This is a genomic window from Rhodobacter sp. P1_C2 (assembly GCF_056406375.1).
Genome location: NZ_JBFUAG010000007.1, coordinates 391,944 through 413,163 on the forward strand (window position 1 = coordinate 391,944; position 21,220 = coordinate 413,163).

Genomic DNA, 21,220 nt, shown 5'->3' on the forward strand with positions numbered 1-21,220 from the left:
CGAAGGGGAGGAAACGATGGCGGATTATTCGATCTGGGTTCTGGAATACAGCTATGTCAGCCAGTACCACAAAAGCGGCGTTCTCTATGGCGCGCATAACCAGGGCTATGTGAAGCTGCCCTATTGCTATGTCGTCATCAAGGGCAAGGGCCATGTCGCGATGGTCGATGTCGGCTATAACGACAAGGCCTATGGCAAGACGCTGGGTGACCGCTTCGGCGTGGAAAACTGGCGCGACCCCGGCGTGGTTCTGGCCGAAGTGGGCCTGACGCCGGCCGATGTCGACACCTGCTTCATCAGCCATGCCCATTTCGACCATTTCGGCAATGTCGAGGACTTCCCGAAAGCCAAGTTCTACATCCAGGAGCGCGAGATTTCGAAATGGGTCTGGGCCATGTCCCTGCCCGACCGGATGCGCTGGATGATGGTGGCGGTCGATCCCGGCGACATCGTGCGCGGCGTGGGTCTTGCCGCCGAAAAGCGGCTGGTGACGGTGGATGGCGCGCTGGAGGATGTGCTGCCGGGCATCGACCTGCATTCTGCGCCCGACAGCCACACCTGGGGCTCGATGTGGGTGACGGTGCGCAACGACGGGCAAAAGCCCTCGCAGGACACCTGGGTTCTGGCGGGTGACCTGGTCTACCAGTTCTCCAACCTCAGCAATTCGGGCGCGGTGGTCGATGTGGACACGATGTACACGCCGGTCGGCCTTGCCGTCGGCAGCCAGACCAACCTGATCCTTGCGACCGAAGAGATGATGAGCCAGGTCGGCTACGAGGCCCGCCGGGTGATCCCGATCCATGAAGAAGGCCTGCGCGACGCCTTCCCCTCGCGGATCAGCAAGGAAGGCCTGCGCATCACCGAAATCTGCCTCGCCGATGGCGAGAAATCGAAGGTGTCGTGATGCAGGACAGGCGTCCGGTTGCGATCATCGGGGCGGGGCTGGTCGGCTCGGGCTGGGCTTTGGTCTTTGCCCGCGCCGGCTACCGGGTGCAGGCCCATGACCCTTCGCCCGAGGTGCGCGCCCGCATCCTGCCCTGGGCGCAGGAAAGCCTGGCCGAATTGCAGAGCGCCGGCCTGATCGAGGCGCCCGACGCGGTTCTAGCGCGGATCACGGTGCATGACCGGCTGGATGATGCGCTGGAAGGCGCCTTCTATGTGCAGGAATCGGTCTATGAGACCGTCGCCGCCAAGACCGAGGTCAGCCTGGCCATCGATGCCGCAATGGCCGCGGATGCGGTGGTGGGCTCCTCCTCCTCGGGCATCCCGGCCTCGAAGTTCACCGAAGGCTGCGCCAACCGCGCGCAATTCCTGATCGCCCATCCGGTCAACCCGCCGCATCTGGTGCCGGTGGTCGAGGTCGTGCCCGCCCCCTGGACCGATCCCGCCACGGTGGACCGGGTGGCCGAGCTGATGCGCGCCGTGGGCCAGGTGCCGGTGCGGCTGAGCCGCGAGATTGACGGCTTTGTCCTGAACCGCCTGCAGGGCGTGCTCTTGAACGAGGCCTGGGCGCTTTATCAGGACGGCATCGCCAGCCTGGCCGATATCGACGCCACCATCGCCCATGGCCTCGGCCTGCGCTGGTCCTTCATGGGGCCTTTCGAGACGATCGACCTCAACGCGCCGGGCGGCATCGCGGATTACGCCGCCCGCCTGCGCGGCCTTTACGCCGGCATGGTGCGCCAGCCGCCGCCAGGGCCCTGGCCGGAGGCGCTGGTCGCCCAGGCCACCGCCGACCGCCGCGCCGTCTTGCCGCAAGCCGACCTCGCCCAGCGCCGGGCCTGGCGCGACGCGATGCTGGGCCGCCTCGCCGCCTTCAAGAAATCCAACGATCTGGCAGGCTGACCCGCCTGCCGCCGCCATGCCAAGAAAAGGACCGGACCATGACCGTCACGCATTTGAAAAACGGCAAGCCAGAACAGGCCCGCTCGGAGGAGGACGCCAAGGTCCGCGCCTCGGTCGAAGCCATCCTGAAAGACATCGAGACCCGTGGCGATGCCGCCCTGCGTGACCTGTCGGAAAAGTTCGACAGATATTCGCCCCCCGCCTTCCGCCTGTCGGAGGGCGAGATCGAGGCGCTGATGAACCGCGTCGCCCCGCGCGACATGGAGGATATCAAGTTCGCGCAAACCCAGGTGCGCAACTTTGCCCAGGCCCAGCGCGATTCCATGCGCGATATCGAGGTGGAGACCCTGCCCGGCGTGATCCTCGGCCATCGCAACATTCCGGTGCAATCGGTCGGCTGCTATGTCCCCGGCGGCAAATTCCCGATGGTCGCCTCGGCGCATATGTCGGTGGCCACCGCCTCGGTCGCCAGGGTGCCGCGCATCATCGCGGCCACCCCGCCCTTCAAGGGCGCGCCGAACCCGGCGGTGATCGCGGCCATGAAGCTCGGCGGCGCGCATGAGATCTATGTGATGGGCGGCATCCAGGCGATCGGGGCCATGGCGCTTGGCACCCAGACGATCAAACCGGTCGACATGCTGGTCGGCCCCGGCAACGCCTTCGTCGCCGAAGCCAAGCGCCAGCTCTTCGGCCGGGTCGGCATCGACCTGTTCGCCGGCCCGACCGAGACCATGGTGATCGCCGATGACACCGTGGATGCCGAGATCTGCGCCACCGACCTTCTGGGTCAGGCGGAACACGGCTACAACTCGCCCGCCGTGCTTCTGACCACCAGCCGCAAGCTGGCCGAGGCCACCCTGGTCGAGATCGACCGCCTGCTGAACATCCTGCCCACCGCCGACACCGCCCGCAAAAGCTGGGAGGATTACGGCGAGGTCATCCATTGCGACAGCCATGAAGAGATGCTCGACACCGCCAATTTCATTGCCTCGGAACATGTGCAGGTGATGACCGACCGCGACGACTGGTACCTCGAACACATGCACAGCTATGGCGCGCTCTTCCTCGGGCCGCGCACCAATGTGGCCAATGGCGACAAGGTGATCGGCACCAACCACACCCTGCCCACCAAGAAGGCCGGGCGCTATACCGGCGGGCTCTGGGTCGGCAAGTTCCTGAAAACCCACAGCTATCAGCGCATCACCACCGACGAGGCCGCCGCGATGATCGGCGCCTATGGCTCGCGCCTCTGCTTGCTTGAAGGGTTCGTCGGCCATGCCGAACAATGCAACGTCCGGGTGCGCCGTTATGGCCATCAGAACCTCGCCTATGGGGCCGCGGCGGAATGAGCGTGCCGGCCCCGAGCTTCCGGCTTGACGGCAAGCGGGCCCTCGTCACCGGCGCGGGGCGCGGCATCGGCCTCGCCATAGCACAGGCCTGTGCCGCCTCGGGCGCCGAGGTCACGCTCTGCGCCCGCACCAGCGCCGAGGTCGAGGGCGAGGCCGCCTCGCTCCGCCGCGCGGGTCTGCAGGCGCAGGCGCTTGTGGCCGACGTGACCGACGTGCCGGGCTTTGCCGCCCGCATCGCCGCCCTGCCCGCCTTCGACATCTTCGTCAACAACGCCGGCACCAACCGCCCGAAGCCCCTGTCCGAAGTTACCGAGGCGGATTACGACGCCGTCCTTGGCCTGAACCTGCGGGCGGCGCTTTTCGCGGCCAAGGCGGTGACCGGGCAGATGATTGCGGCGGGCAAGGGCGGCACGGTGATCAACATGTCCTCGCAGATGGGCCATGTCGGTGCGGCCAACCGGACGCTCTATTGCGCCTCGAAATGGGCGCTGGAGGGGTTCACCAAGGCGCTGGCGGTCGAACTCGGGCCCCACGGAATCCGTGTCAACACGATCTGCCCGACCTTCATCGAAACCCCGATGACCAAGGGCTATTTCGAGGACCCGACCTTCCGCGCCGCCGTCCTGTCGAAGATCAAGCTCGGCCGGCTTGGCACGGTCGAGGATATCACCGGGGCCGCGGTCTTCCTGGCCAGCGACGCCGCCAGCCTGATGACCGGCAGCGCGGTCCTGCTGGATGGCGGCTGGACGGCCGATTGAACCTGTCCTGCCCTTCACGCACCGCGCCGAACCGTAGGACGGAGCGGCTAGTACCGCGTCAGCGAGGTGACGTCCGAGGTCTTCTCCAGCCCGGCGATGGCGCTGCCGAAATTGCGCACTGCGTAAAGCGAATAAAGCACGTCGATCACCTGCAGCTGCGCGATCTTCGAGACCATGGATTCCTGATAATCCGCCGACCCGGCAAAGCCGGAAACGGTTGGGGTGAACAGCCTGATATCGGCATGGCGCACGATGGGCGAATCCGGGAAAGAGGTGATGCACATGGTCACCGCGCCCTGCGCCTTGGCGGTCTTCAGGCTGTCCACCGTCGAAATCGTCCGGCCCGAGTTCGACACCGCAATCGCCAGCGACTTCGGCCCGAGGGTCGAGGTCGAGATCTGCCGGATCCCCAGATCGCGGAAGAACTGGCAGGACTTGCCGACCCGCATGAAGCGCAACAGCGCGTTCTCGACACAGATCAGCGAGGCGCCCATCGCGAAGAAGGCCAGAGTCTCGGCCTTTTCGATCGCCGCCACCGCCTTTTCCAGCTCTTCCGAGGACAGGCCCGCCCGCGTGTCGGCAATCGTCATCGCATAGCGCGCCGTGACCTTGGAGAGGACCGAGGCCGTGTCATCGGCATCGGTGATATCCTCGTAGACATGGCGGTCCGACAGCGGCGGCGCCACCGGGCGACCGTTCTGCGACAGTTCCTCGGCGATCAGGATCTTGAAATGCTGAAAGCTTTTCACCTCGATCTCGCGGACAAAGCGGGTGACGGTGGATTCCGACACCTCGCATTGGGTGGCGAGGTCCTTGATCGAGATCGACTTGACCTCTTCCGGCGCCTTGAGAACCCGGTCCGCGATGCGGCGAAGGGCGGGGTTCATATAGGCCGATTTCCAGCGGATCCGCGCCAAAAGCCCCTGGCTCACTTCTGCCGGCGTGTTCATCGCGCGCATCCCTCTGGCTGACCCGTCCCCGCAATTCTATAGCTTGCAGCGGGTATGAAAAGGAATTTCTTTTCTCAACCGGGGGCAACGCCGGCTTTTGCCGCAGCCACGCCGGCCTGCAGCGTGGCCAGCGCCATTTTCGCCGGCTGCACCGGGTCTTCCCAGCCCGAACGCCACAGCCGCAGCCCGCCGACAAGCCCGGGCGTCAGCATGCGGGGAGAGAAGCTTTCCACCGTGTAATCGCCCTGATAGCCCGCCGAGGCCAGCGCACGAAGATAGCCCTTCAGGTCGAAATTCCCCGCCCCAAGCAGCGCGCGGTTGTTGTCGGCCAGATGGGCATAGCCCAGCAGGTCCGCAGTGCGGTGGATGGCGGCGGCGAAATCACTTTCCTCGATGTTCATGTGGAAGGTGTCCATATGCAGGAACAGGTTCGTGCCCCCGGCGGCGCGGATCAGTTCCGCCCCCTCGTCCAGCGTGTTGACCATATAGCTTTCATAGCGGTTGACCGGCTCCAGCCCCAGCCGCACGCCCAGCTCCCCCGCCCTGCGGTCAAGCCGGGCAAGACTCGCCACCACCTGCGCGCGCTGCGCCGCGGTCGGGGGCGCGGTGTAGCTGTTGAAGGCGGCATAGGTGATGCCGCTGACCGCCGGCGCGCCAAGATCGGCGGCAATCTCCAGACAGCGGGCCACCGTCGCCTCGCCCCGCGCCGCCGTGGCAGGGTCGGCGGAGGAGATGTCGCTGTCCGCCCCCAAAGCCATGCCAAGCCGCAGGCCGATGCCCGCCTCACGCGCCACCCGGGCCGTCATCGGCACGTCCAGCGTGGCCGGGTCAAAGACCAGCACCTCGATCAGGTCATAGCCGATCTCGCGCGCGCTGCGGCAGGCGGCTTTGGCGTGGGCTTCGTCCCAGATGTCGCCGAAGACAAGGGAATGGATGCCAAATTCGGTCATTTCACCCTCTCAGAGGATCGAACGGACGGTGCCGCCATCGGCGCGGTGGGTCACCCCGTTCATCGCCGCATTGGTGGCCAGCTGCACCACGCCGCGCCCGTGCATCGCCGGGTCGATCAGCTTCTGCGTCAGGTTCGAGGGCTGCACATCCTTGTAGAAATCGCGCAGCGCCTCTTCGACGCTCTTGCCCTGCTCCTTGGCCAGTCCTGCGAAATAGCCCTGAACCGAGGCGGTCGCCGTGCTGCCGGGCATGTAGCTCGTCACCCGCACATCGGTGCCCCGCGTCAGTTCGGCAAGCGACCGGCTCAGGCCCAGCATCGCCGTCTTGGTCGTCGAATAGGGCGTCATGTTGCCGATCGACCGCACGGCCGCCTCGGAGGAGATGAAGACCACGCTGCCCTCGTTCCGCGCCAGCATGTCCTTGAGGATCAGCCGCGTGATGCGGACGGCGGTCATGATGTTGCTTTGGAAATATTCGATCCAGCGCTCGTCGCTGACCTCGAAGAAGTCGCATACATCGAAGATGCCGATGTTGTTCACAAGGTAGGAGACCGGGCCGAAGCCCTTGGCAAACTCGGCCAGCGTTTCGGCGCCTTCGGCGGTCAGAAGGTCGGCCACGACCCCATGCGCGCGCGGGCCGATCTCGGCGCAGGCGGCGTCAAGGCGGGCCTGGTTGCGGCCGTTGATGATGACCACCGCCCCCTCGTCGTGAAAGGCCCGGGCGATGGCCTTGCCGATCCCGTCATTGCCGCCGGTGACGACGACGATCTTGCCCGTCAGTCCGAAATCCATCGCTCTCTCCCTTATGATTCAAGTCCTTGGCCGCAGGTGATAGGCGACCTGCGGCTGCACCAGATTTACGCTTGCCTTGGGCGTCAGCCGCGCCAGCCGCGCCATGCCCTCCGCCCGGTCCAGCGTGTTGAAGTCGAACAGGCCGAAGTGATGGCCCAGCATATGGGCGGCACCGATCGCATCGGTCAGGCCGACCGCCTCTTCCAGCGTGAGGTTTCCCGGCACGCCATTCGCCGCCCGCCGCGCATCGCGCCCGTTGACCGGCAGCAGGGCCAGATCCACCGCCAGAGGGCGCAGCGCTGGCACCAGCCCGTCATGCGGCACCGTGTCGCCGGAATGCCAGAGCGTCACGCCGCCACCCGTCAGCGTATAGCCAAGGTAAAGATGGCCGCTCGGGGTGATCTTCAGTTCCTCATGGGCGGAAGGGGTGGCGGTGATCAATACGCCCCCCAGATCAAGGCTTTCCCCAGCGTCGATCAGGTGCAACCGGTCCTCCGGCACGCCCCGCTCCAAAGCCTTGGCGCGTTCGGCGCGCGGGGCCAGAACCTGGGCTTTGGGGTTGGCGGCCAAGAGGGCCGGGATGGTGCCGGGGTCCATATGGTCGGTATGGGCATGGGTACAGAGGAGCCAGTCCACGTCCCGCAAGGCGCCCGGCGCTACCGGCGGCGGCATCATCCGCAGGTGGGGAAAGGTCTTGCCACGGTATTTCTCGGCCAGACTGTCGGACAGGTAGGGGTCGATCACGATGCGCAGACCGCCCTGCGCCACCAGAAACCCCGCCTGCCCCAGCCACCAGACAGCGGCACCCTCCGGCGCGGCCAGATGGTTCACATCTTGCAGCGGGCGGGCGTCCAGCATTCAGGCCTCCAGCACTTTGAGCAGGTTTTCCACCGCGACCCGCGTGGCGCGCTCGACCGATTCCTGGGTGAAGCCCCCGGCATGCGGCGTCAGGATCACGCGGTCATGGGTCAGCAGGGGCGAAAGCTCGGGCGGTTCCTTGCGGAAGACATCGGTCGCCAGACCGCCGACCTGGCCGGAATCGAGGGCCGCCAGCATCGCTGCATCGTCGATCAACTCTGCCCTCGCGGTGTTGACCACCACGACGCCCGGCTTCATCCGCGCCAGCATTTCGGCATCGAGGATCGGCGCGGCACCCGGCGGGCAGTGAAAGCTGACGGCATCGGCCTGGGTCAAAGCCTCTTCCAGCCCGGCAAAGCGGAAACCGGGCCGCGCGAAGGAGTTCGAGGGGTAAGGGTCATAGCCCACCACCCACATGCCAAGGCCCAGGGCCAGGTCCGCCACCTCACGACCGATGGCGCCACAGCCGATCACGGCGAGGGTGCGGCCCTGCGCCTCGATCCCGATGCGGCGTTGCCAGTCGCCCTGGCGCAGCTGACCCGCCGACCAGGGGACCGAACGGAAGGCCGACAGCATCAGCGTGATGGCGAGCTCCGCCACGCCCCGCGCATTGGCGGCCATCGCGCGTTCGACCGCGATGCCCTGCGCCCGGGCCACGCCAAGGTCGATGTTGTCGACCCCGGTGCCATTGCGGCTGATCACCCGCAGGCCGCGTGCCGCCTCCAGCACGCGGGGGCTGATCGGCTCCACGCCCGCCAGCCAGCCGACACAGCCGGGCACGGCGCGCAGAAGGTCATCCTCGGACGGGGTCTTGCCCGGCGCGGGATAGACGATCTCGTAACCCCGATCGGTCAGCAGGGACAGCGCGGGGTGGCCCGCAGCCGACAGCGACCGCGGGGTGATGGCGATTTTGCCTGACATCGGGGTTCAGCCGTGCCAGCGCGGGTTGTCGACCATGACGGGCTGGCCGTCGCGTTCCACCATCAGCTTGCGGAAGCCCTTGGTGGCGATGGTGCCGTAGTCATGGCCGGCATGGCCGGGGAAGGCGAAGAACATCACGAAATTCTCGGTCTTCGAGATGTTGATCGACCGATGCGCCCAGCGGCCCGGCACATAGACCACATCGCCGCTTTTCATCTCGCGCCATTCGACCTTGCCCTCGGGCGTCTCCATCATCATGCCGCCATGGCCGGAGAGGCAGTAATAGACCTCGGCCGTGTCCAGCACGGTGTGGAAATGTCCCTTGGTCATGTAATATTCCTCCCCGATCTTGCCGGGTTTGATCGAGGTGGTGCCGTAGGCCACGTTGCCATCGGTCTCGGGCACGCCCATGTCGAAATATTCGTAAACCATCGGGTCGCCGGCCGCCAAGGCGGAGTCAAAGGCGGCTTCGTCGCTGAAATAGCCCTTCAGCGTGGACAGGGGCCGCGCGATCGGCGTGGCTGAGGTCGAAGCGCCGGTCACGGTGTTGAAGTCGAATTTGGTCGGGGTCATGTCGGTCATCTGGGCACCTGTTCAGGAGGTTGCGTCTTTGGCGATCCGGCTGAGGGCATCGAAGGCGGGGCCGGACATCGGAATGTCGATGTCGAAGACCTCGGCCACGACGCGGGTCCAGCCGTGGATGAAATAGACCCAGCCGTCATGCACGGTCAGGTCGCGGGCGGTTTCCTGCGCACGGGCCTGGTCGAGAAAGACCAGATCGCCGCGGTAGTTGAATTCCCAGATCAGCCCGCCTTCGGGGAAGCGGATAGCCGAGGTGAGAGGAGACCCCGGTCCGTCCTTGCCCAGCCCCGTGGCGTTCACGACCATGGAGCGGGCCGGGAGGGCACCCACCACCATGTCGGCATCCTCTGGCCTGGCCGCCAGTCGGTAGTCGATCGGAATGCCGAAACCGATCTGGGAATGAACATGGCGCATCTCGGCCAGGGAGGCCTCACGCCGGGCCGTGACGACGATGCGCTGTGGCACCTCGCCCCCGGCCCGTTTCTTGTTGTGCAGATAAAGCGTCAGCGCCAGCGAGGAGCCCCCCGAGCCGAGGATGCAAAGTGCCGCATCCCCCGCCCAATGGCCCGCGGGCACCACGGCCTCGAAACTCGCGCCAGCGCTGATCGGGTCCTTGGCATGGCCGATCAGCCGGGCCCCGCGTTTCGAGATCGAGCTGATCTCGCCCAGTGTCTGCGCATAGGGGTCGAGGGTATCGAAGAGGTCTTTCGACGCCTTCAACAGGTTCACCTTGTGCGTCGTGATCAGCCCGCCCAGCGACAGGGGATCGCCCTTGATGAACTCGACCACGCCGCGATAGGCCTCGGGTGGAGAGTTCGGGGCGAAGTCCACGCCCTTCATCACCGCGTTCAGGCCCAGATGTGCGGCCCAGGCCGGAAAGACCTTCATGATCGAGGATTTCTGTGTCGTCACGCCGATGAAATACATCGTGCGGGCGGTTGCGGGGGAATAGGTCATGGCATCCTCAATCATGTTCGGCCCAGTCGCGCGCCCGGTCGAGCGCGCGGGTCCAGCCGGCGTAAAGCCTGTCCGCGCCCGCCCGGTCGGGCGAGGGCAGGAAGGCGCGGTTCAGCGCGAAGGCATCCTTCAGTTCGGCCTTGTCCTTCCAGTAGCCGACGGCGAGGCCGGCCAGGAACGCCGCCCCCCGCGCCGTGGTATCGACCACTTCGGGCCGCATCACCGGCACGCCCAGCTGATCGGCCTGGAATTGCAGGACGAAATTGTTCATCACCGCCCCGCCATCGACCTTCAGCTCGGTCAGTTCGATGCCGGAATCGGCGCGCATCCGGTCGATCACGTCGCGGATCTGATAGGCCATCGACTCCAGTGCGGCGCGGATGATGTGGTTGCGGTTGGCCCCCCGCGTGATGCCGACAATGGCGCCGCGGGCATATTGATCCCACCAGGGCGCCGAAAGGCCGGTGAAGGCGGGCACCACATAGACGCCGTTGGTATCGGGCACCTCCAGCGCCGCCCCTTCGGTTTCCGAGGCCGAGTGGATCAGCTTCAACTCATCCCTCAGCCACTGGACGACCGAACCCACAGTGAACAGCGTCCCCTCCAGCGCATATTCGATCTTGCCGTCCAACTGCCAGGCCACCACGGTCAGCAGGCCGTTCTCCGACCGCATCATCTTGTCGCCGGTATGCATCAAAAGTGTGCCGCCGGTGCCATAGGTCGCCTTGACCATCCCCGCCTCGAAACAGGACTGGCCGAAGAGCGCGCCATGCTGGTCGCCGCAGCAGGCCGCAACCGGGATCGGCCCGCCGAAAAGGTCGGGGTCGGTCGTCCCGTAAACCTCGGAGGAGTTGCGCACCTCGGGCAGGATCGCCCGCGGCACCCGAAGCGCCTCCAAAAGCGTCTCATCCCAATCGCCGGTGCGGATGTTGAACAACAAGGTGCGCGAGGCGTTGGAGGCGTCGGTCACATGGGCCTGCCCGCCGGTCAGGTTCCAGATCAGCCAGGTGTCGATGGTGCCGGCCGCAAGCTCGCCCCGTTCGGCGCGTTCGCGGGCGCCCGGTACATGGTCCAGCACCCAGGCCAGCTTTGTGCCCGAGAAATAGGCGTCGATCACGAGGCCCGTGTTGTCCTTGACGTAAGCCTCCAGCCCCTTGTCCTTCAGCCCGTCGCAGATGCCGCAGGTGCGGCGGTCCTGCCAGACCAGGGCATTGTGCAGGGGCTGGCCGGTCTTGCGGTCCCAGATCAGGCTGGTCTCGCGCTGGTTGGTGATGCCGATGGCCGCGATGTCGGAGGCCTGGGCGCCGACCTTCTGCATCGCCTCCCGCGCGACCGAAAGCTGGACCTGCCAGATCTCGGTCGGGTCATGTTCGACCCAGCCGGGCCTGGGATAGATCTGCCGGAACTCGCGCTGCGCCAGGGCCGCGATATTGCCCGCCTTGTCGAACAGGATGGCCCGCGCGCTCGACGTCCCCTCGTCCAGCGCCATCACATAGGTCTGTGCCATAGTCTCCCCCCTCAGGTCGCTCAGCCATTCGGCTTGAACAGGATTTTGTGGTATGGGCCGAAGCTGCGGCCCTTCAGGGCCTTGAATATCCCCGGCGCCTCCTCAAGCGCCGCCCGGTGCGAGATCAGCGGCCCCATAAGTAACCGATTGGTGCGTAGAAGCTCCATGATGTCAAACCATTCCTTGCCCGGAAACGGCAGGGAGTAGGAGTTCCACGAGCCCACCACTTCCAGCTCTTCGCGCACCATGCGGGCGAAGGCTTTCTCGGCAAAGGTCACGTCGCCATAGGCCGTGCCATAGAGCATGACCTTGCCCTGCTTGGCGGTGACCAGGATGGACAGATCGCGCCCGGGGGCGGAGCCTGCGCATTCCAGCGCGATCTTCACCCCCCTGCCCCCGGTCGCGGCCAGCACGGCGGCCACGGCATCGACCTTGGCCGGGTTGATGCACAGATCCGCCCCCATTGCGCGGGCGAGGTCCAGTTTCGTCTCGTCCACGTCGATCGCGATCAGCGGCTGCGCGCCCGAGAGTTTGGCGAATTGCAGGGCAAAGGCGCCCAGCGCGCCACAGCCCACCACCGCCACCGCATCGCCAAGCGACAGGTTCAGCTTGTGGATGCCATGCAGGATGATCGCCGCCGGTTCGATCATGGCGGCCTCGTCCAGGCTGACGCCCTCGGGCACTTTCAGCACATTGCGCGCCGGAGCCTTGAGGTATTCGGCAAAGGCGCCGTCGCTGCGCGAACCCATGAAATCATAAGTGTCACAAAGCGAGAATTTGCCCGCCTGGCACCATTCGCAGGCAAAGCAGGGCAACAGCGGCGCCACGGCCACCTTGTCGCCGATGGCGAGGTGGGCGACATGCGCGCCGACGCCTGCCACCAGCCCGGCAAACTCATGGCCCGGGATGGTCGGGAAATGATAGGTCCCCGTCACCATCACCCGGCCGATGTCGGACCCGCAGATCCCCGCCGCCATGACGCGCACCAGCACGTCATCGGGGCCGATCTCGGGCATCGGCACCTCTTCGACCCTCAGGTCGCCCGGCGCATGCAGAACAGCGGCTTTCATGCGGCTTCTCCCGGCAGGATCACGGTTTTCATCCCTTCGCCCGAGCGGGCAAAGTCGAAGGCGGCGTTGACCTCGCTCAGCGCGAAACGGTGGCTGATGATGTCCTTCACGTTGATCTGCCCATCGGCCACCAGCCGCATGGAGCGGTCATAGTCCTGCACCGAGGACCCGGTGGTGCCCAGAACCTTCAGCCCCCAGTAATGGATGCGGTTGGTGTCAAGCTCGACCAGCGTGCCCTTCTTCAGCCCGCCAAAGAAGTTGACCCGCCCGTGCCGCGCCAGACACTGGATCGCCAGCGGTTGCAGATCGGGGGTGGAGGCGGCGGTGACCACCACATCCACGCCGCGCCCCTTGGTCACGCGCATGACCTCGGTCAGGACATCGACCTTGCTGCTGTCGATCAGGATATCGGCGCCAAAGCGTTCCGCCTCGCGCAGGCGGCTTTCGCGGCGGCCGACCATCAGGATCTGCTTGGCGCCCCAGGCCTTGGCCAGTTGCACGAAACAGGCGCCGATCGGGCCGGGGCCGATGATGAGGACGGTATCCTCGGGCGTGACCTCCAAACCCTTCCAGGCGTTGAAGCAGCAGGACAGGGGTTCGACCACCGCGGCCTCTTCCCATCCCATGCCATCGGGCACCTCGACGATGTTGCCGCCCGACAGCGCCGTCGCCGGCACCCGCATGTAGTCCTCAAATCCGCCGTCGATGCTGATGCCGAAGGCCTCATACTCGGGGCACATGTTGTTGAAGCCGTGGCGGCACATCTCGCACCGCCCGCAGCCGACATTGGGCACCACGGCGATGCGCTGGCCCTCCTTCCAGCCCGAGACGTAAGATCCGACCTGCACGATCTCGCCCGCAACCTCATGGCCCAGAACGATATTCGCCGGGTCCGGGATCTTGAAATGCCCGATGCGCTGGATCTTGAGGTCAGTGCCGCAGATCGAGGCGGCGCGGACCCGGACCAGAAGCTCATCCTCGCGGATCGCCGGGATCTCCCGGCGCTCCACGGTGATCTTGCCTATGCCGTGATAGACGGCGGCCTGCATCGCTCAGACCTCCATGCCGTAGCGGTGGGCCTTGTGCGTCGGGTAAAGCGCCACGGTCGGGATTGTCACATCCGGGGTGCGGGTGGCGACGAACAGCGCCAGCCAGGCCACGCTGTCGACCTCGATGCAGGAGGCGTGGATGCCTTCCTTCAGCTCTTTCTCGTCCAGCCAGCCATCGGTGTAGGCCTCGAGGTTGCCGTCATAAAGGCCCTTGTCGATGATCTCGGTCATCGGCGTCTTCACATGGCTGGGGTTCAGCACCGTCACGCCGATGTTCTTGCCGACGCCTTCCAGCAGGATGTTCTTGGAAAAGCCCAGCATCCCGTGCTTCGATGCGCGGTAAGGGCTATGACCCGGGCCCGAGGCGACGCGGGTCGAGGAGGAACCCATGTTGATGATCCGCCCGCCGCTGGCCTGCTTTTCCATGTAAAGAAAGGCCTCGCGGCAGCAGAGGAACACCGCCGTCAGGTTCGGGCCGATGGTCTTGTTCCACTCCTCCAGCGTCACCTGCGTGACCGGCGGCGCCAGGCTGTCGCGCCCGGCCGAATTCACCACCACGTCGATCGACCCGAAGGCATCATGGGTCTGCTTGAAGAAGGCGCGCACTTTGTCTTCCTCGCAGACATCGGCGAAGATCGGCAGGACGATCCCGCCCGCCGCCGCGATCTCGGCCGAGATGCGGTCCAGCCTGTCGCGGTCAAAGTCGATCATCGCGACATTGGCACCATTCGCCGCATAGATCCGCGCGACGGCCTCCCCGATGCCCGAGGCGGCGCCGGTCACAATGCAGGTCTTGCCCTTGAGGGAGAGGCCCTCTGACAGGGTAGTGTTCGACATTCCAAGTCCTCCGTTAGACTGTTCTTCGGGATGCAGTCAGGCCTTGTGGGTCAGCGCCACGGCCTCTGCGGTCAATTGCGTGATGCGGGCGAAGTCGCCGGCGCGGATCAGCGCGGGGTCCACCATCCAGGAGCCGCCACAGGCCAGAACCGCCTTCAGCGCCAGGTAGGCATCAAGGTTTTTCGCCCCCACACCCCCGGTCGGGATGAAGCGCATCGCGCCATAGGGGCCGCTCAGCGCCTTGAGGAACGGCACGCCGCCGCTGGGTTCGGCGGGGAAGAATTTCACGAGGCTCAGGCCAAAGGACATCGCCTGCTCCACCCCGGTCGGGTTGTTGATGCCCGGCACGATCGGCAGGCCCAGCTCCTGCGCCCGCATCACGACCGAGGGGTTGAAGCCCGGCGTGACGAGGAACCTCGCCCCCGCCGCATGGGCCGCATCGACCTGCGCCACGCTCAGGACGGTGCCCGCCCCGACGAGGATCTCCGGCACTTCATCCACCATGCGGCGGATGGCATCGGCGGCGGCTTCGGTGCGGAAGGTGAGCTCGGCTACCGGCAAGCCCCCCGCCACCAGCGCGCGGGCCAGCGGCACGGCGTCTTCGGGCCGGTCCAGCACCACCACGGGCAACAGGCGCGCGGCGCCGATCAAGGCTTCGATTTCGGTCTGTCCCATCAGGCTCCCCTCCCCAGGATCTGGCTGGCGGTTTCAAATTTGATTCCACGATTCTGTTGTAGAAGTTATTTTCTTCTATTACAAGAGGCATCGAAATGAATTTCAGGGGCGGGAGGAAAAATGCGCCGAGGGAAGAGAATTTCATGGGAGCGGTGACGCCGGCGATCCTCGCCCTCGACATCGGCACGGGATCGGTGCGCGCCGGGGTGATCGACCTCAAGGGCCGCATCCTGGCCCGCAGCGCCGTGGCGCATGACACGCATTTCCCGCGTCACGGCTGGGTGGAACAGGCGCCACAGGCGTGGTGGGCGGGGGTCAAGACCTGTCTGCGCGGGCTTTTGCAAGGGCTGGAACGCGACCACCCGGAGGCCGCGCTGCAGGCGCTGGTCTGCTGCGGCCAGATGCATGCGCCGGTTCTCGTCGATGCGGCGGGCGATCCGGTGCAGCACCGCGTACCTTTGTGGAACGACAAGCGCGCCTTTGAAACCGCGGCCGAGATCAACGCCCGCATCGCCGCGGGCGACTTTCCCGCCGCGATCAACTCGGCGACGACGGCCTGGCCGGGGATCAAGCTCCTGTGGCTGTCCCGACACGACCCTGACGCCCTGGCCCGCGCCGCCACACTTTTGATGCCGAAGGACTATGTCAACCTGCGCCTGACCGGCCAGCACGCGATGGATTGGAGCGAGGCAGGCTCCTCCTTCCTTTCCGATCCGTCGCGCGGCAGCTGGTCGGAAGCGGCGGCGCAAAGCCTTGGGCTCGACCCTGCCCTGCTGCCGCCGTTGCACGCCGCCGATAGCATCCTCGGCACGGTCACCGCAGCCGCCGCCGCCGAGACGGGCCTGCCCGAGGGGCTGCCGGTGCTGACCGGGACCGGGGATTACCCCTGCGCCCTTCTTGGTTCGGGTGTCACGCAGCCCGGTCAGGTCAGCGACATCACCGGCACCTCTTTCCTGCTGACGACGCTGACCCCGCGGCCGCTTTGCCATCCTCAGGTGATGAACCTGGCCATGACGCCCGCCCATTGGGGCGCCTTCGCGGTGGTCGATGCGGCGGGTGATGCGATCCGCTGGGCTCAGCGGACGCTGGACCGTGGCCAGCGCGATTATGCGGCGCTGTCGGAGGAGGCCGCCACCGTGCCCGCCGGCGCCGATGGGCTGATCTTCCTGCCCTATCTGACCGGCGAGCGGCTGGGCCGGGGCGAGGCCTCCCGCGCAGGCTTTCTGGGCCTGACGGCGGCGCATGGGCCGGCGCATCTGCACCGCGCCGTGATGGAGGGGGTGGTTCTGGCGATGCAGGATGCCACCCGCCCGATCCGCGAAGCTTTCAACGCGCCGGACCAGATCATCGCGGCGGCGGGCGGGGCGCGGTCCGACCTTTGGCTGCAGATCAAGGCCAATGTCTTCGACGCCGCGATCCTGCCGACGGTGGAGCCGGAATCCGGCCTGATCGGCTGCGCCTGCCTCGGCTTTGCCGCCTTGGGCCATTTCGCCTCACCGGTCGAGGCGGCGGGCGCCCTCGTCCGCCACCGCGAACCGATCCTCCCCGATCCGGCCGAGGTCGCCCGCTATGCCGACCTCGCCGCCCTTTTCACCCGCCTCCGCCTTGCGATGGAGCCGGTCAACGACCTGGTAGGAAAGAACCCAAATGATTAAAGCCCTGCTCTGGGACATGGACGGCACGCTCGTCGACAGCGAACATATCGCGGTAGAGGCGCTGCGGCTGGCGCTGACCGAGGCGGGCCTTGCCGTGCCCGACAACCTGATGGAACGTGTGATGGGTCGCGCCGCGGATGACCTTTACCGCAGCTTTTGCGCCGATCTGGGCCTGAAGATGGACCCGATCGCCTGGGAAAAGCGCAAGCATTACCATTACTTCGCCGGGATTTCCGCCCTCGCCAGCTTTGCACCCGCGCTTGCCGTCTGGCGGCAGGTCGAGGCTTTGGGGCTGGCGCAGGCCGTCGTCTCCAACAGCGACCGGGCAATCGTCGATGCCAATCTGCGCGCGGTGGGGCTGGCGCGGCCCGGCCTCGTGACGATCAGCCGCAACGATGTGCGCCAGGGCAAGCCCGCGCCCGAAGGCTACCTGCGCGCCGCCTGGCTTCTGGGCGTGGCGCCCTCCGAAGCCCTGGTTATCGAGGACAGCGCCAGCGGGGCCGCGGCGGGGCTGGCGGCGGGGATGCGGACGGTCTTCGTGCCCCATGCGATCGGCACGGCGCCTGCGGGCACCCTGCCCCTGGCCGATATGTCCGAGATTCTGGCGCTGCTAGGTTAAGACCCTGCGCCGGTAGATCATCAGCGCAAAGCCCGCCAGCGCGGGCAACAGCGCGAGGGTCCAGGCAAGGCCCTCGCGCCGCGGCTGGACCACGACGACCTGCCGCGCCAGACTTGCGCCCGAACTGTCCTCGGCCGCAAAGCCGCCGCGCGACAGCTTGGCGTCCTGCGGCACGGTTACGGCAAAGGCGGTGAGGTCCGGCGGCTCGGAGGGTTTGGCGGGGCGGACGACATAGCCGAAGCCCGCGCCTTCGGTCTGCTGCACCTTCAGCACGGTCAGGGCCAGATCCTGCGCCGGGCTATCTTCACCCCAACCCAGCCGCACCGACCTTGCATCAGCCGCGCGCCGCCTGACCCAGATCTGCCGCCCCGCGACCGCCTCGGCCTGGGGCTGCACGACCCGCAGGTAAGAGGCGGCGTCGAAGCGGCTGGCATAGGCGAGGGTCAGGTAGAAGGTGGTGCCGGGCCGGGCATAGACCTTTTCGGCCCCGTCATTGGCCGTCAAGGGCCGCGTCCAGCGCTCTTCCGGGATGATGTCGGCGGTGATCACATCGCGTTCGGAAGCTGCCGTGATGTGGAGGGTCTTTTGCGCGCCGGGCACCGGGCCGCCGTCCAGCCACAGCGCGATCTGATAGTCGCCGACCGGCAGGTTGACCCGCAGGCCCGGCACGGGGCGGGTGACCAGCTTCAGGCTTGGCACCGGTGGCGCGGGCGGCGGGGTCACCTCCTGCACGCCCTTGCCGGCCAGCCGGGCGATGGCGGCCTCTTTCAAGCGGCGCTCGTATCCGGCCTCTGCCTGCTGGCTGGCCGAGAAGGCCACGGCGAAGGCCTGCGCATCGGCCTGATATTCCGCAAATTCGGCCAGCGCCGCATCGCCCCAGATGAGATGGCCCTCTCCTTGCGCGGCGCCCTTGGGGTAGACCATCGCATAGGGCGCCACCGCCACCTCGGCCACCTGCCGCCCGCCTTGGCTGATCCGCAGGGTGCCCGCCACCGGCTCTTTCTCGCGGTCGAAATCGACATAGGTCTGGCGGGAGAGCGGCCAGTAATATTCCTGCGTCCGCACAAAGCTGATCGCATTGTCCTGCCCCGCCAGCAAGGTCATGTCCGTCTGGGCGGAGGGGACGAAATTCTCCTGATAGACATAGCCATCCCAGACCCGGTTCGAGGTGACGATCACCTCGCGCCGCGCAGGCTCCAGGGCCAGGGCGGGCAGGCTCAGGCCGAGGGCCAGCACGGATGCGATCCAGATGCGCCTCATTCTCCGGCCCCCCGTTGTTTCAAGGCCATGACCGCCGCGACCAGCGTCGCCAGCGTCAGGCCCGCGGCACCTGCCACATCGCGCAAGGACAGCAGCGTCTGGTTGGCGATCTGCATCACCAGAAGCGCAAGATAGGCAACGCCCGAGACCAGATGCGTGACCAGCGCCACCTTCTGCATCCCCGCGCGCAGATACAGCATCGTCAGGCTCATATCCTGCGGCGGCGACAGGGTCAGCCAGGCCAGGACCGCCTCGAAGGCGACCAGCGTCCCGGCAAGCGCCAGAAACACCACCACCGCCCCCCGGACCGAGGCCATGAAGGCCGAAACCAGCAGCCCGAGCGCCATGACCGGCAGCACCATGACGACCAGAAGCCAGACCGGCGCGGTATCGGCAAGGCCCAAGACCTCCGCGCCAAGGGGCTGGCCCAAAAGCAGATAGGCCCAGTAAAGCGCCACGATCAGCAGCAGCACGCAAAGCTCGGCCAGGAACTTCGCGGCAACCACCGGGCCCTGGGTCACCGGGCCCGCCAGCAGCACCGCGAGCGTGCGATGCTCCCTCTCCCAGGCCAGGGCCGAGGCGAGGCGCAGGCCCAGAACCAGCCCCAGGAACACCACGACCAGCACGTTCAGCACCTGCAGGGGATCGGCGGTGACCACCACGGTTTCTGTCTCGAAACTGTGCTGAAAGCCGCTGCCATAGGCCAAAGCCATCAGGCAGACGGCAGAGGTGACCAGAAAGAACCAGACCGAGGCGAGCCGCGCCCAGACCTCCCGCCCGGTCAGCAGGAGGGTCACGCGCAAAGGGCCGGGCAAGGCTCTGGGCAGGTCGGGGGTCATGTCAGACCACGCTGCGGATCAGGCCGCCGTCGATCTTCAAGGCAGCGCCATTGACGATCCCGGTGCGGTCCGAGGCGAGGAAGGTCACGAAATCGGCCACTTCCTCGGGCAGGGAGAGTCGCTGGATCAGCGAGGTCGGGCGGTTTTCGGCGACAAAGCGGCGCTCGGCCTCCGCCGTCGGGACACCGGGGTAAAGCCCCGCGATCAGCGCGGCCACGCCTTCGGTGCGGCAGGGGCCTGGCAGGACCGAATTGACCGTGACCCTGGTGCCCTTGGTCGTCTCGGCCAGATTGCGCGCCAAGGACAGCTGCATGGTCTTGGTCGCCGAATAGGCCGGCATTTCCGGCGCCGGGTTGATCCCGGATTCCGAGGCCATGAAGACCACGCGCCCGGCGTCGCGGGCCAGCATCTTGGGGATGTAATGGCGGCTGAGGCGGACGCCGCTCATCACATTGACCTCAATCAGCTCGTGCCAGCGGTCATCGCCCGCCTTGTAGATGTCCATCGCCTCGTAGATGCCGAGGTTCACGATCAGCACATCGACATCGGGGCAATGGGCGATCAGCTCGGCGCAGCCCTCCGCCGTGCCGCTGTTGCCCAGGGCGCCCACCACCTGCGCGCCGGGCACCTCGGCCTTCAGCCGCGCCACGGTCTTGTCGAGCGAGGCCGCCGAACGGCCGTTGAGGATGACGCTGGCCCCCTCGGCCGCCATCGCCCTGGCAATGGCAAAGCCAAGCCCCCCGGTCGAGGCGGTGATCAGGCAGCGTTTGCCTTTGTAATGAAGATCCATCTCAGTTTTCCTTTGCTTTGCCCTGCGCGGTCAGCGCAAGGAACACGTCTTCCAGCGACCTCTGGCCCTGCCCCACCGAAAGGACCGTCAGCCCCAGCCCGGCCAGCCTTTGCGCCACCAGCGCCCGGCGGGCCCGAGGCGCTGCGGGGGCAGAGTCCCGCAGAGTGACCGTGACCGAAAATTCGCCCGCGGTTTCAGCGCTTTGCACCTCGGCCACGGCGCGGAGGGCGGGCAGATGGGCGGCCACGGGTTCGAAAAGCTCCACCGTCAGCGCATCGCTGAGGCCGAGGGCGGGCAGGATCTCCTCCTGCCGGCCCTGGGCGACCACGCGGCCACGGTCCATGAAGATCACCCGGTCGCAGACCCGCTCCATCTCGGCCAGCTGGTGCGAGGAGAAGAGCAGCGTCACCCCCTCGGCCTGCATCTCGCGGAAGATCCGGCGCATGTCGGCCACGCCATTGGGGTCCAGGCCCAGTGTCGGCTCGTCAAGCACCAGAAACTCCGGCTGGTGGAGGAGGACACGGGCGAGGCAAACCCGCTGCTGCATGCCGCGCGAGAAGGCCCCGATGATCCGGTCGGCGGCAGAGGTCAGCGCCACCCGGTCCAGCACCTCGGCCACCCGGGCCTGCGGCCGGGCCACGGCATAGAGCCGCGCGAAGAGGGTCAGGTAGGCGCGGGCGGTCATCTCGGGGTAGAGGCGCGGCTTTTCCTGCAGATAGCCGATCCGCGCCCGCACCTCCTTCAGCCTTGCGCCATCGCGCACGCCCAGAAGCGTGATCTCTCCGGCATCGGGGGCCACCAGCCCGGTGATCATGTTCATCACCGTGGTCTTGCCCGCGCCATTGGGGCCGAGAAAGCCCACGATCTCTCCCCTCGGCACCACGAAATCCACCCCGTCCACCGCTTGCTTGTCGCGAAAGGCTTTGCGCAGGCCGGTGAGGGTCAGGGCCTCCATCG

At 66.6% G+C, this 21,220-nt stretch carries 22 protein-coding genes; 6 read left to right on the forward strand and 16 right to left on the reverse strand.

The window, feature by feature from the left end; all coding sequences use genetic code 11:
• Positions 1 to 16: 16 nt before the first annotated feature.
• The 4 genes from AC1DZT_RS14345 to AC1DZT_RS14360 are packed head-to-tail and all read left to right on the forward strand — an operon-like array spanning position 17 to position 3,952.
• Positions 17 to 904 carry an N-acyl homoserine lactonase family protein gene (locus tag AC1DZT_RS14345; protein ID WP_478007309.1) on the forward strand — a complete coding sequence of 296 codons (888 nt, stop codon included), beginning with the start codon at positions 17 to 19 and terminating at the stop codon, positions 902 to 904.
• Positions 904 to 1,845: a 3-hydroxyacyl-CoA dehydrogenase gene (locus AC1DZT_RS14350; protein WP_478007310.1), complete on the forward strand. Its 942-nt coding sequence runs from the start codon at positions 904 to 906 to the stop codon at positions 1,843 to 1,845. Before AC1DZT_RS14345 ends, AC1DZT_RS14350 begins: the two co-directional genes overlap by 1 nt.
• A 38-nt stretch (positions 1,846 to 1,883) precedes the next feature.
• Complete coding sequence (gene hisD, locus AC1DZT_RS14355) at positions 1,884 to 3,194, forward strand: histidinol dehydrogenase (protein ID WP_478007311.1); 1,311 nt, start codon at positions 1,884 to 1,886, stop codon at positions 3,192 to 3,194.
• Positions 3,191 to 3,952, forward strand: coding sequence for an SDR family NAD(P)-dependent oxidoreductase (locus AC1DZT_RS14360; RefSeq protein ID WP_478007312.1), 762 nt, complete (start codon positions 3,191 to 3,193; stop codon positions 3,950 to 3,952). Before hisD ends, AC1DZT_RS14360 begins: the two co-directional genes overlap by 4 nt.
• A 47-nt stretch (positions 3,953 to 3,999) precedes the next feature.
• Here AC1DZT_RS14360 and AC1DZT_RS14365 read toward each other — a convergent pair whose 3' ends face one another.
• The 12 genes from AC1DZT_RS14365 to AC1DZT_RS14420 form a co-directional block, all read right to left on the reverse strand.
• On the reverse strand, positions 4,000 to 4,902 hold the full coding sequence (locus AC1DZT_RS14365; protein ID WP_478007313.1) for a MurR/RpiR family transcriptional regulator: 903 nt from the start codon (positions 4,900 to 4,902) through the stop codon (positions 4,000 to 4,002).
• Between the two features lie 74 nt (positions 4,903 to 4,976).
• A complete protein-coding gene (locus tag AC1DZT_RS14370) occupies positions 4,977 to 5,852 on the reverse strand; it encodes a sugar phosphate isomerase/epimerase family protein (protein ID WP_478007314.1) in 876 nt (291 codons plus the stop codon).
• A gap of 9 nt (positions 5,853 to 5,861) precedes the next feature.
• Positions 5,862 to 6,644: an SDR family NAD(P)-dependent oxidoreductase gene (locus tag AC1DZT_RS14375; RefSeq protein WP_478007315.1), complete on the reverse strand. Its 783-nt coding sequence runs from the start codon at positions 6,642 to 6,644 to the stop codon at positions 5,862 to 5,864.
• 18 nt (positions 6,645 to 6,662) lie between these two features.
• Positions 6,663 to 7,502, reverse strand: a complete 840-nt coding sequence (locus AC1DZT_RS14380; protein ID WP_478007316.1) for an MBL fold metallo-hydrolase — start codon at positions 7,500 to 7,502, stop codon at positions 6,663 to 6,665.
• Positions 7,503 to 8,423 (reverse strand): phosphoglycerate dehydrogenase, encoded by a 921-nt coding sequence (locus AC1DZT_RS14385; RefSeq protein ID WP_478007317.1) that lies wholly within the window; start codon positions 8,421 to 8,423, stop codon positions 7,503 to 7,505.
• Between the two features lie 6 nt (positions 8,424 to 8,429).
• Positions 8,430 to 9,005, reverse strand: coding sequence for a glucose-6-phosphate isomerase (locus AC1DZT_RS14390; RefSeq protein ID WP_478007318.1), 576 nt, complete (start codon positions 9,003 to 9,005; stop codon positions 8,430 to 8,432).
• Positions 9,006 to 9,017: 12 nt separating this feature from the next.
• Positions 9,018 to 9,962, reverse strand: coding sequence for a shikimate dehydrogenase family protein (locus AC1DZT_RS14395; RefSeq protein ID WP_478007319.1), 945 nt, complete (start codon positions 9,960 to 9,962; stop codon positions 9,018 to 9,020).
• A gap of 7 nt (positions 9,963 to 9,969) precedes the next feature.
• The gene (gene glpK / locus AC1DZT_RS14400) at positions 9,970 to 11,469 is read right to left on the reverse strand and encodes a glycerol kinase GlpK (protein ID WP_478007320.1); all 1,500 of its coding nucleotides are present in this window, start codon (positions 11,467 to 11,469) and stop codon (positions 9,970 to 9,972) included.
• Between the two features lie 20 nt (positions 11,470 to 11,489).
• Positions 11,490 to 12,539: a galactitol-1-phosphate 5-dehydrogenase gene (locus AC1DZT_RS14405; protein WP_478007321.1), complete on the reverse strand. Its 1,050-nt coding sequence runs from the start codon at positions 12,537 to 12,539 to the stop codon at positions 11,490 to 11,492.
• Positions 12,536 to 13,588: a zinc-dependent dehydrogenase gene (locus tag AC1DZT_RS14410; protein WP_478007322.1), complete on the reverse strand. Its 1,053-nt coding sequence runs from the start codon at positions 13,586 to 13,588 to the stop codon at positions 12,536 to 12,538. Before AC1DZT_RS14410 ends, AC1DZT_RS14405 begins: the two co-directional genes overlap by 4 nt.
• A 3-nt stretch (positions 13,589 to 13,591) precedes the next feature.
• Positions 13,592 to 14,425: an SDR family oxidoreductase gene (locus AC1DZT_RS14415; RefSeq protein ID WP_478007323.1), complete on the reverse strand. Its 834-nt coding sequence runs from the start codon at positions 14,423 to 14,425 to the stop codon at positions 13,592 to 13,594.
• Positions 14,426 to 14,461: 36 nt separating this feature from the next.
• Complete coding sequence (locus AC1DZT_RS14420; protein ID WP_478007324.1) at positions 14,462 to 15,100, reverse strand: bifunctional 4-hydroxy-2-oxoglutarate aldolase/2-dehydro-3-deoxy-phosphogluconate aldolase; 639 nt, start codon at positions 15,098 to 15,100, stop codon at positions 14,462 to 14,464.
• 143 nt (positions 15,101 to 15,243) lie between these two features.
• Here AC1DZT_RS14420 and AC1DZT_RS14425 point away from each other — a divergent pair, with 143 nt between their 5' ends.
• Both AC1DZT_RS14425 and AC1DZT_RS14430 read left to right on the forward strand, forming a co-directional pair.
• Positions 15,244 to 16,755, forward strand: coding sequence for a xylulokinase (locus AC1DZT_RS14425; protein WP_478007325.1), 1,512 nt, complete (start codon positions 15,244 to 15,246; stop codon positions 16,753 to 16,755).
• Entirely contained in the window at positions 16,748 to 17,374 is a 627-nt protein-coding gene (locus AC1DZT_RS14430; protein WP_478007326.1) for an HAD family hydrolase, read from the forward strand. The genes AC1DZT_RS14425 and AC1DZT_RS14430 overlap by 8 nt, the downstream gene beginning before the upstream one ends.
• On the opposite strand, the gene AC1DZT_RS14435 is transcribed toward AC1DZT_RS14430, so the two are convergent.
• From AC1DZT_RS14435 to AC1DZT_RS14450, 4 genes are read right to left on the reverse strand one after another with little or no spacing between them, the layout of a single operon-like run.
• Positions 17,366 to 18,634 carry a hypothetical protein gene (locus AC1DZT_RS14435; RefSeq protein ID WP_478007327.1) on the reverse strand — a complete coding sequence of 423 codons (1,269 nt, stop codon included), beginning with the start codon at positions 18,632 to 18,634 and terminating at the stop codon, positions 17,366 to 17,368. The two genes, AC1DZT_RS14430 and AC1DZT_RS14435, sit on opposite strands and share 9 nt — an antisense overlap.
• Complete coding sequence (locus AC1DZT_RS14440; RefSeq protein WP_478007328.1) at positions 18,631 to 19,473, reverse strand: ABC transporter permease subunit; 843 nt, start codon at positions 19,471 to 19,473, stop codon at positions 18,631 to 18,633. Before AC1DZT_RS14440 ends, AC1DZT_RS14435 begins: the two co-directional genes overlap by 4 nt.
• 1 nt (position 19,474) lies before the next feature.
• Positions 19,475 to 20,263 carry an SDR family NAD(P)-dependent oxidoreductase gene (locus tag AC1DZT_RS14445; RefSeq protein ID WP_478007329.1) on the reverse strand — a complete coding sequence of 263 codons (789 nt, stop codon included), beginning with the start codon at positions 20,261 to 20,263 and terminating at the stop codon, positions 19,475 to 19,477.
• Between the two features lies 1 nt (position 20,264).
• Positions 20,265 to 21,218, reverse strand: a complete 954-nt coding sequence (locus AC1DZT_RS14450) for an ABC transporter ATP-binding protein (protein ID WP_478007330.1) — start codon at positions 21,216 to 21,218, stop codon at positions 20,265 to 20,267.
• Between the last annotated feature and the right edge of the window lie 2 nt (positions 21,219 to 21,220).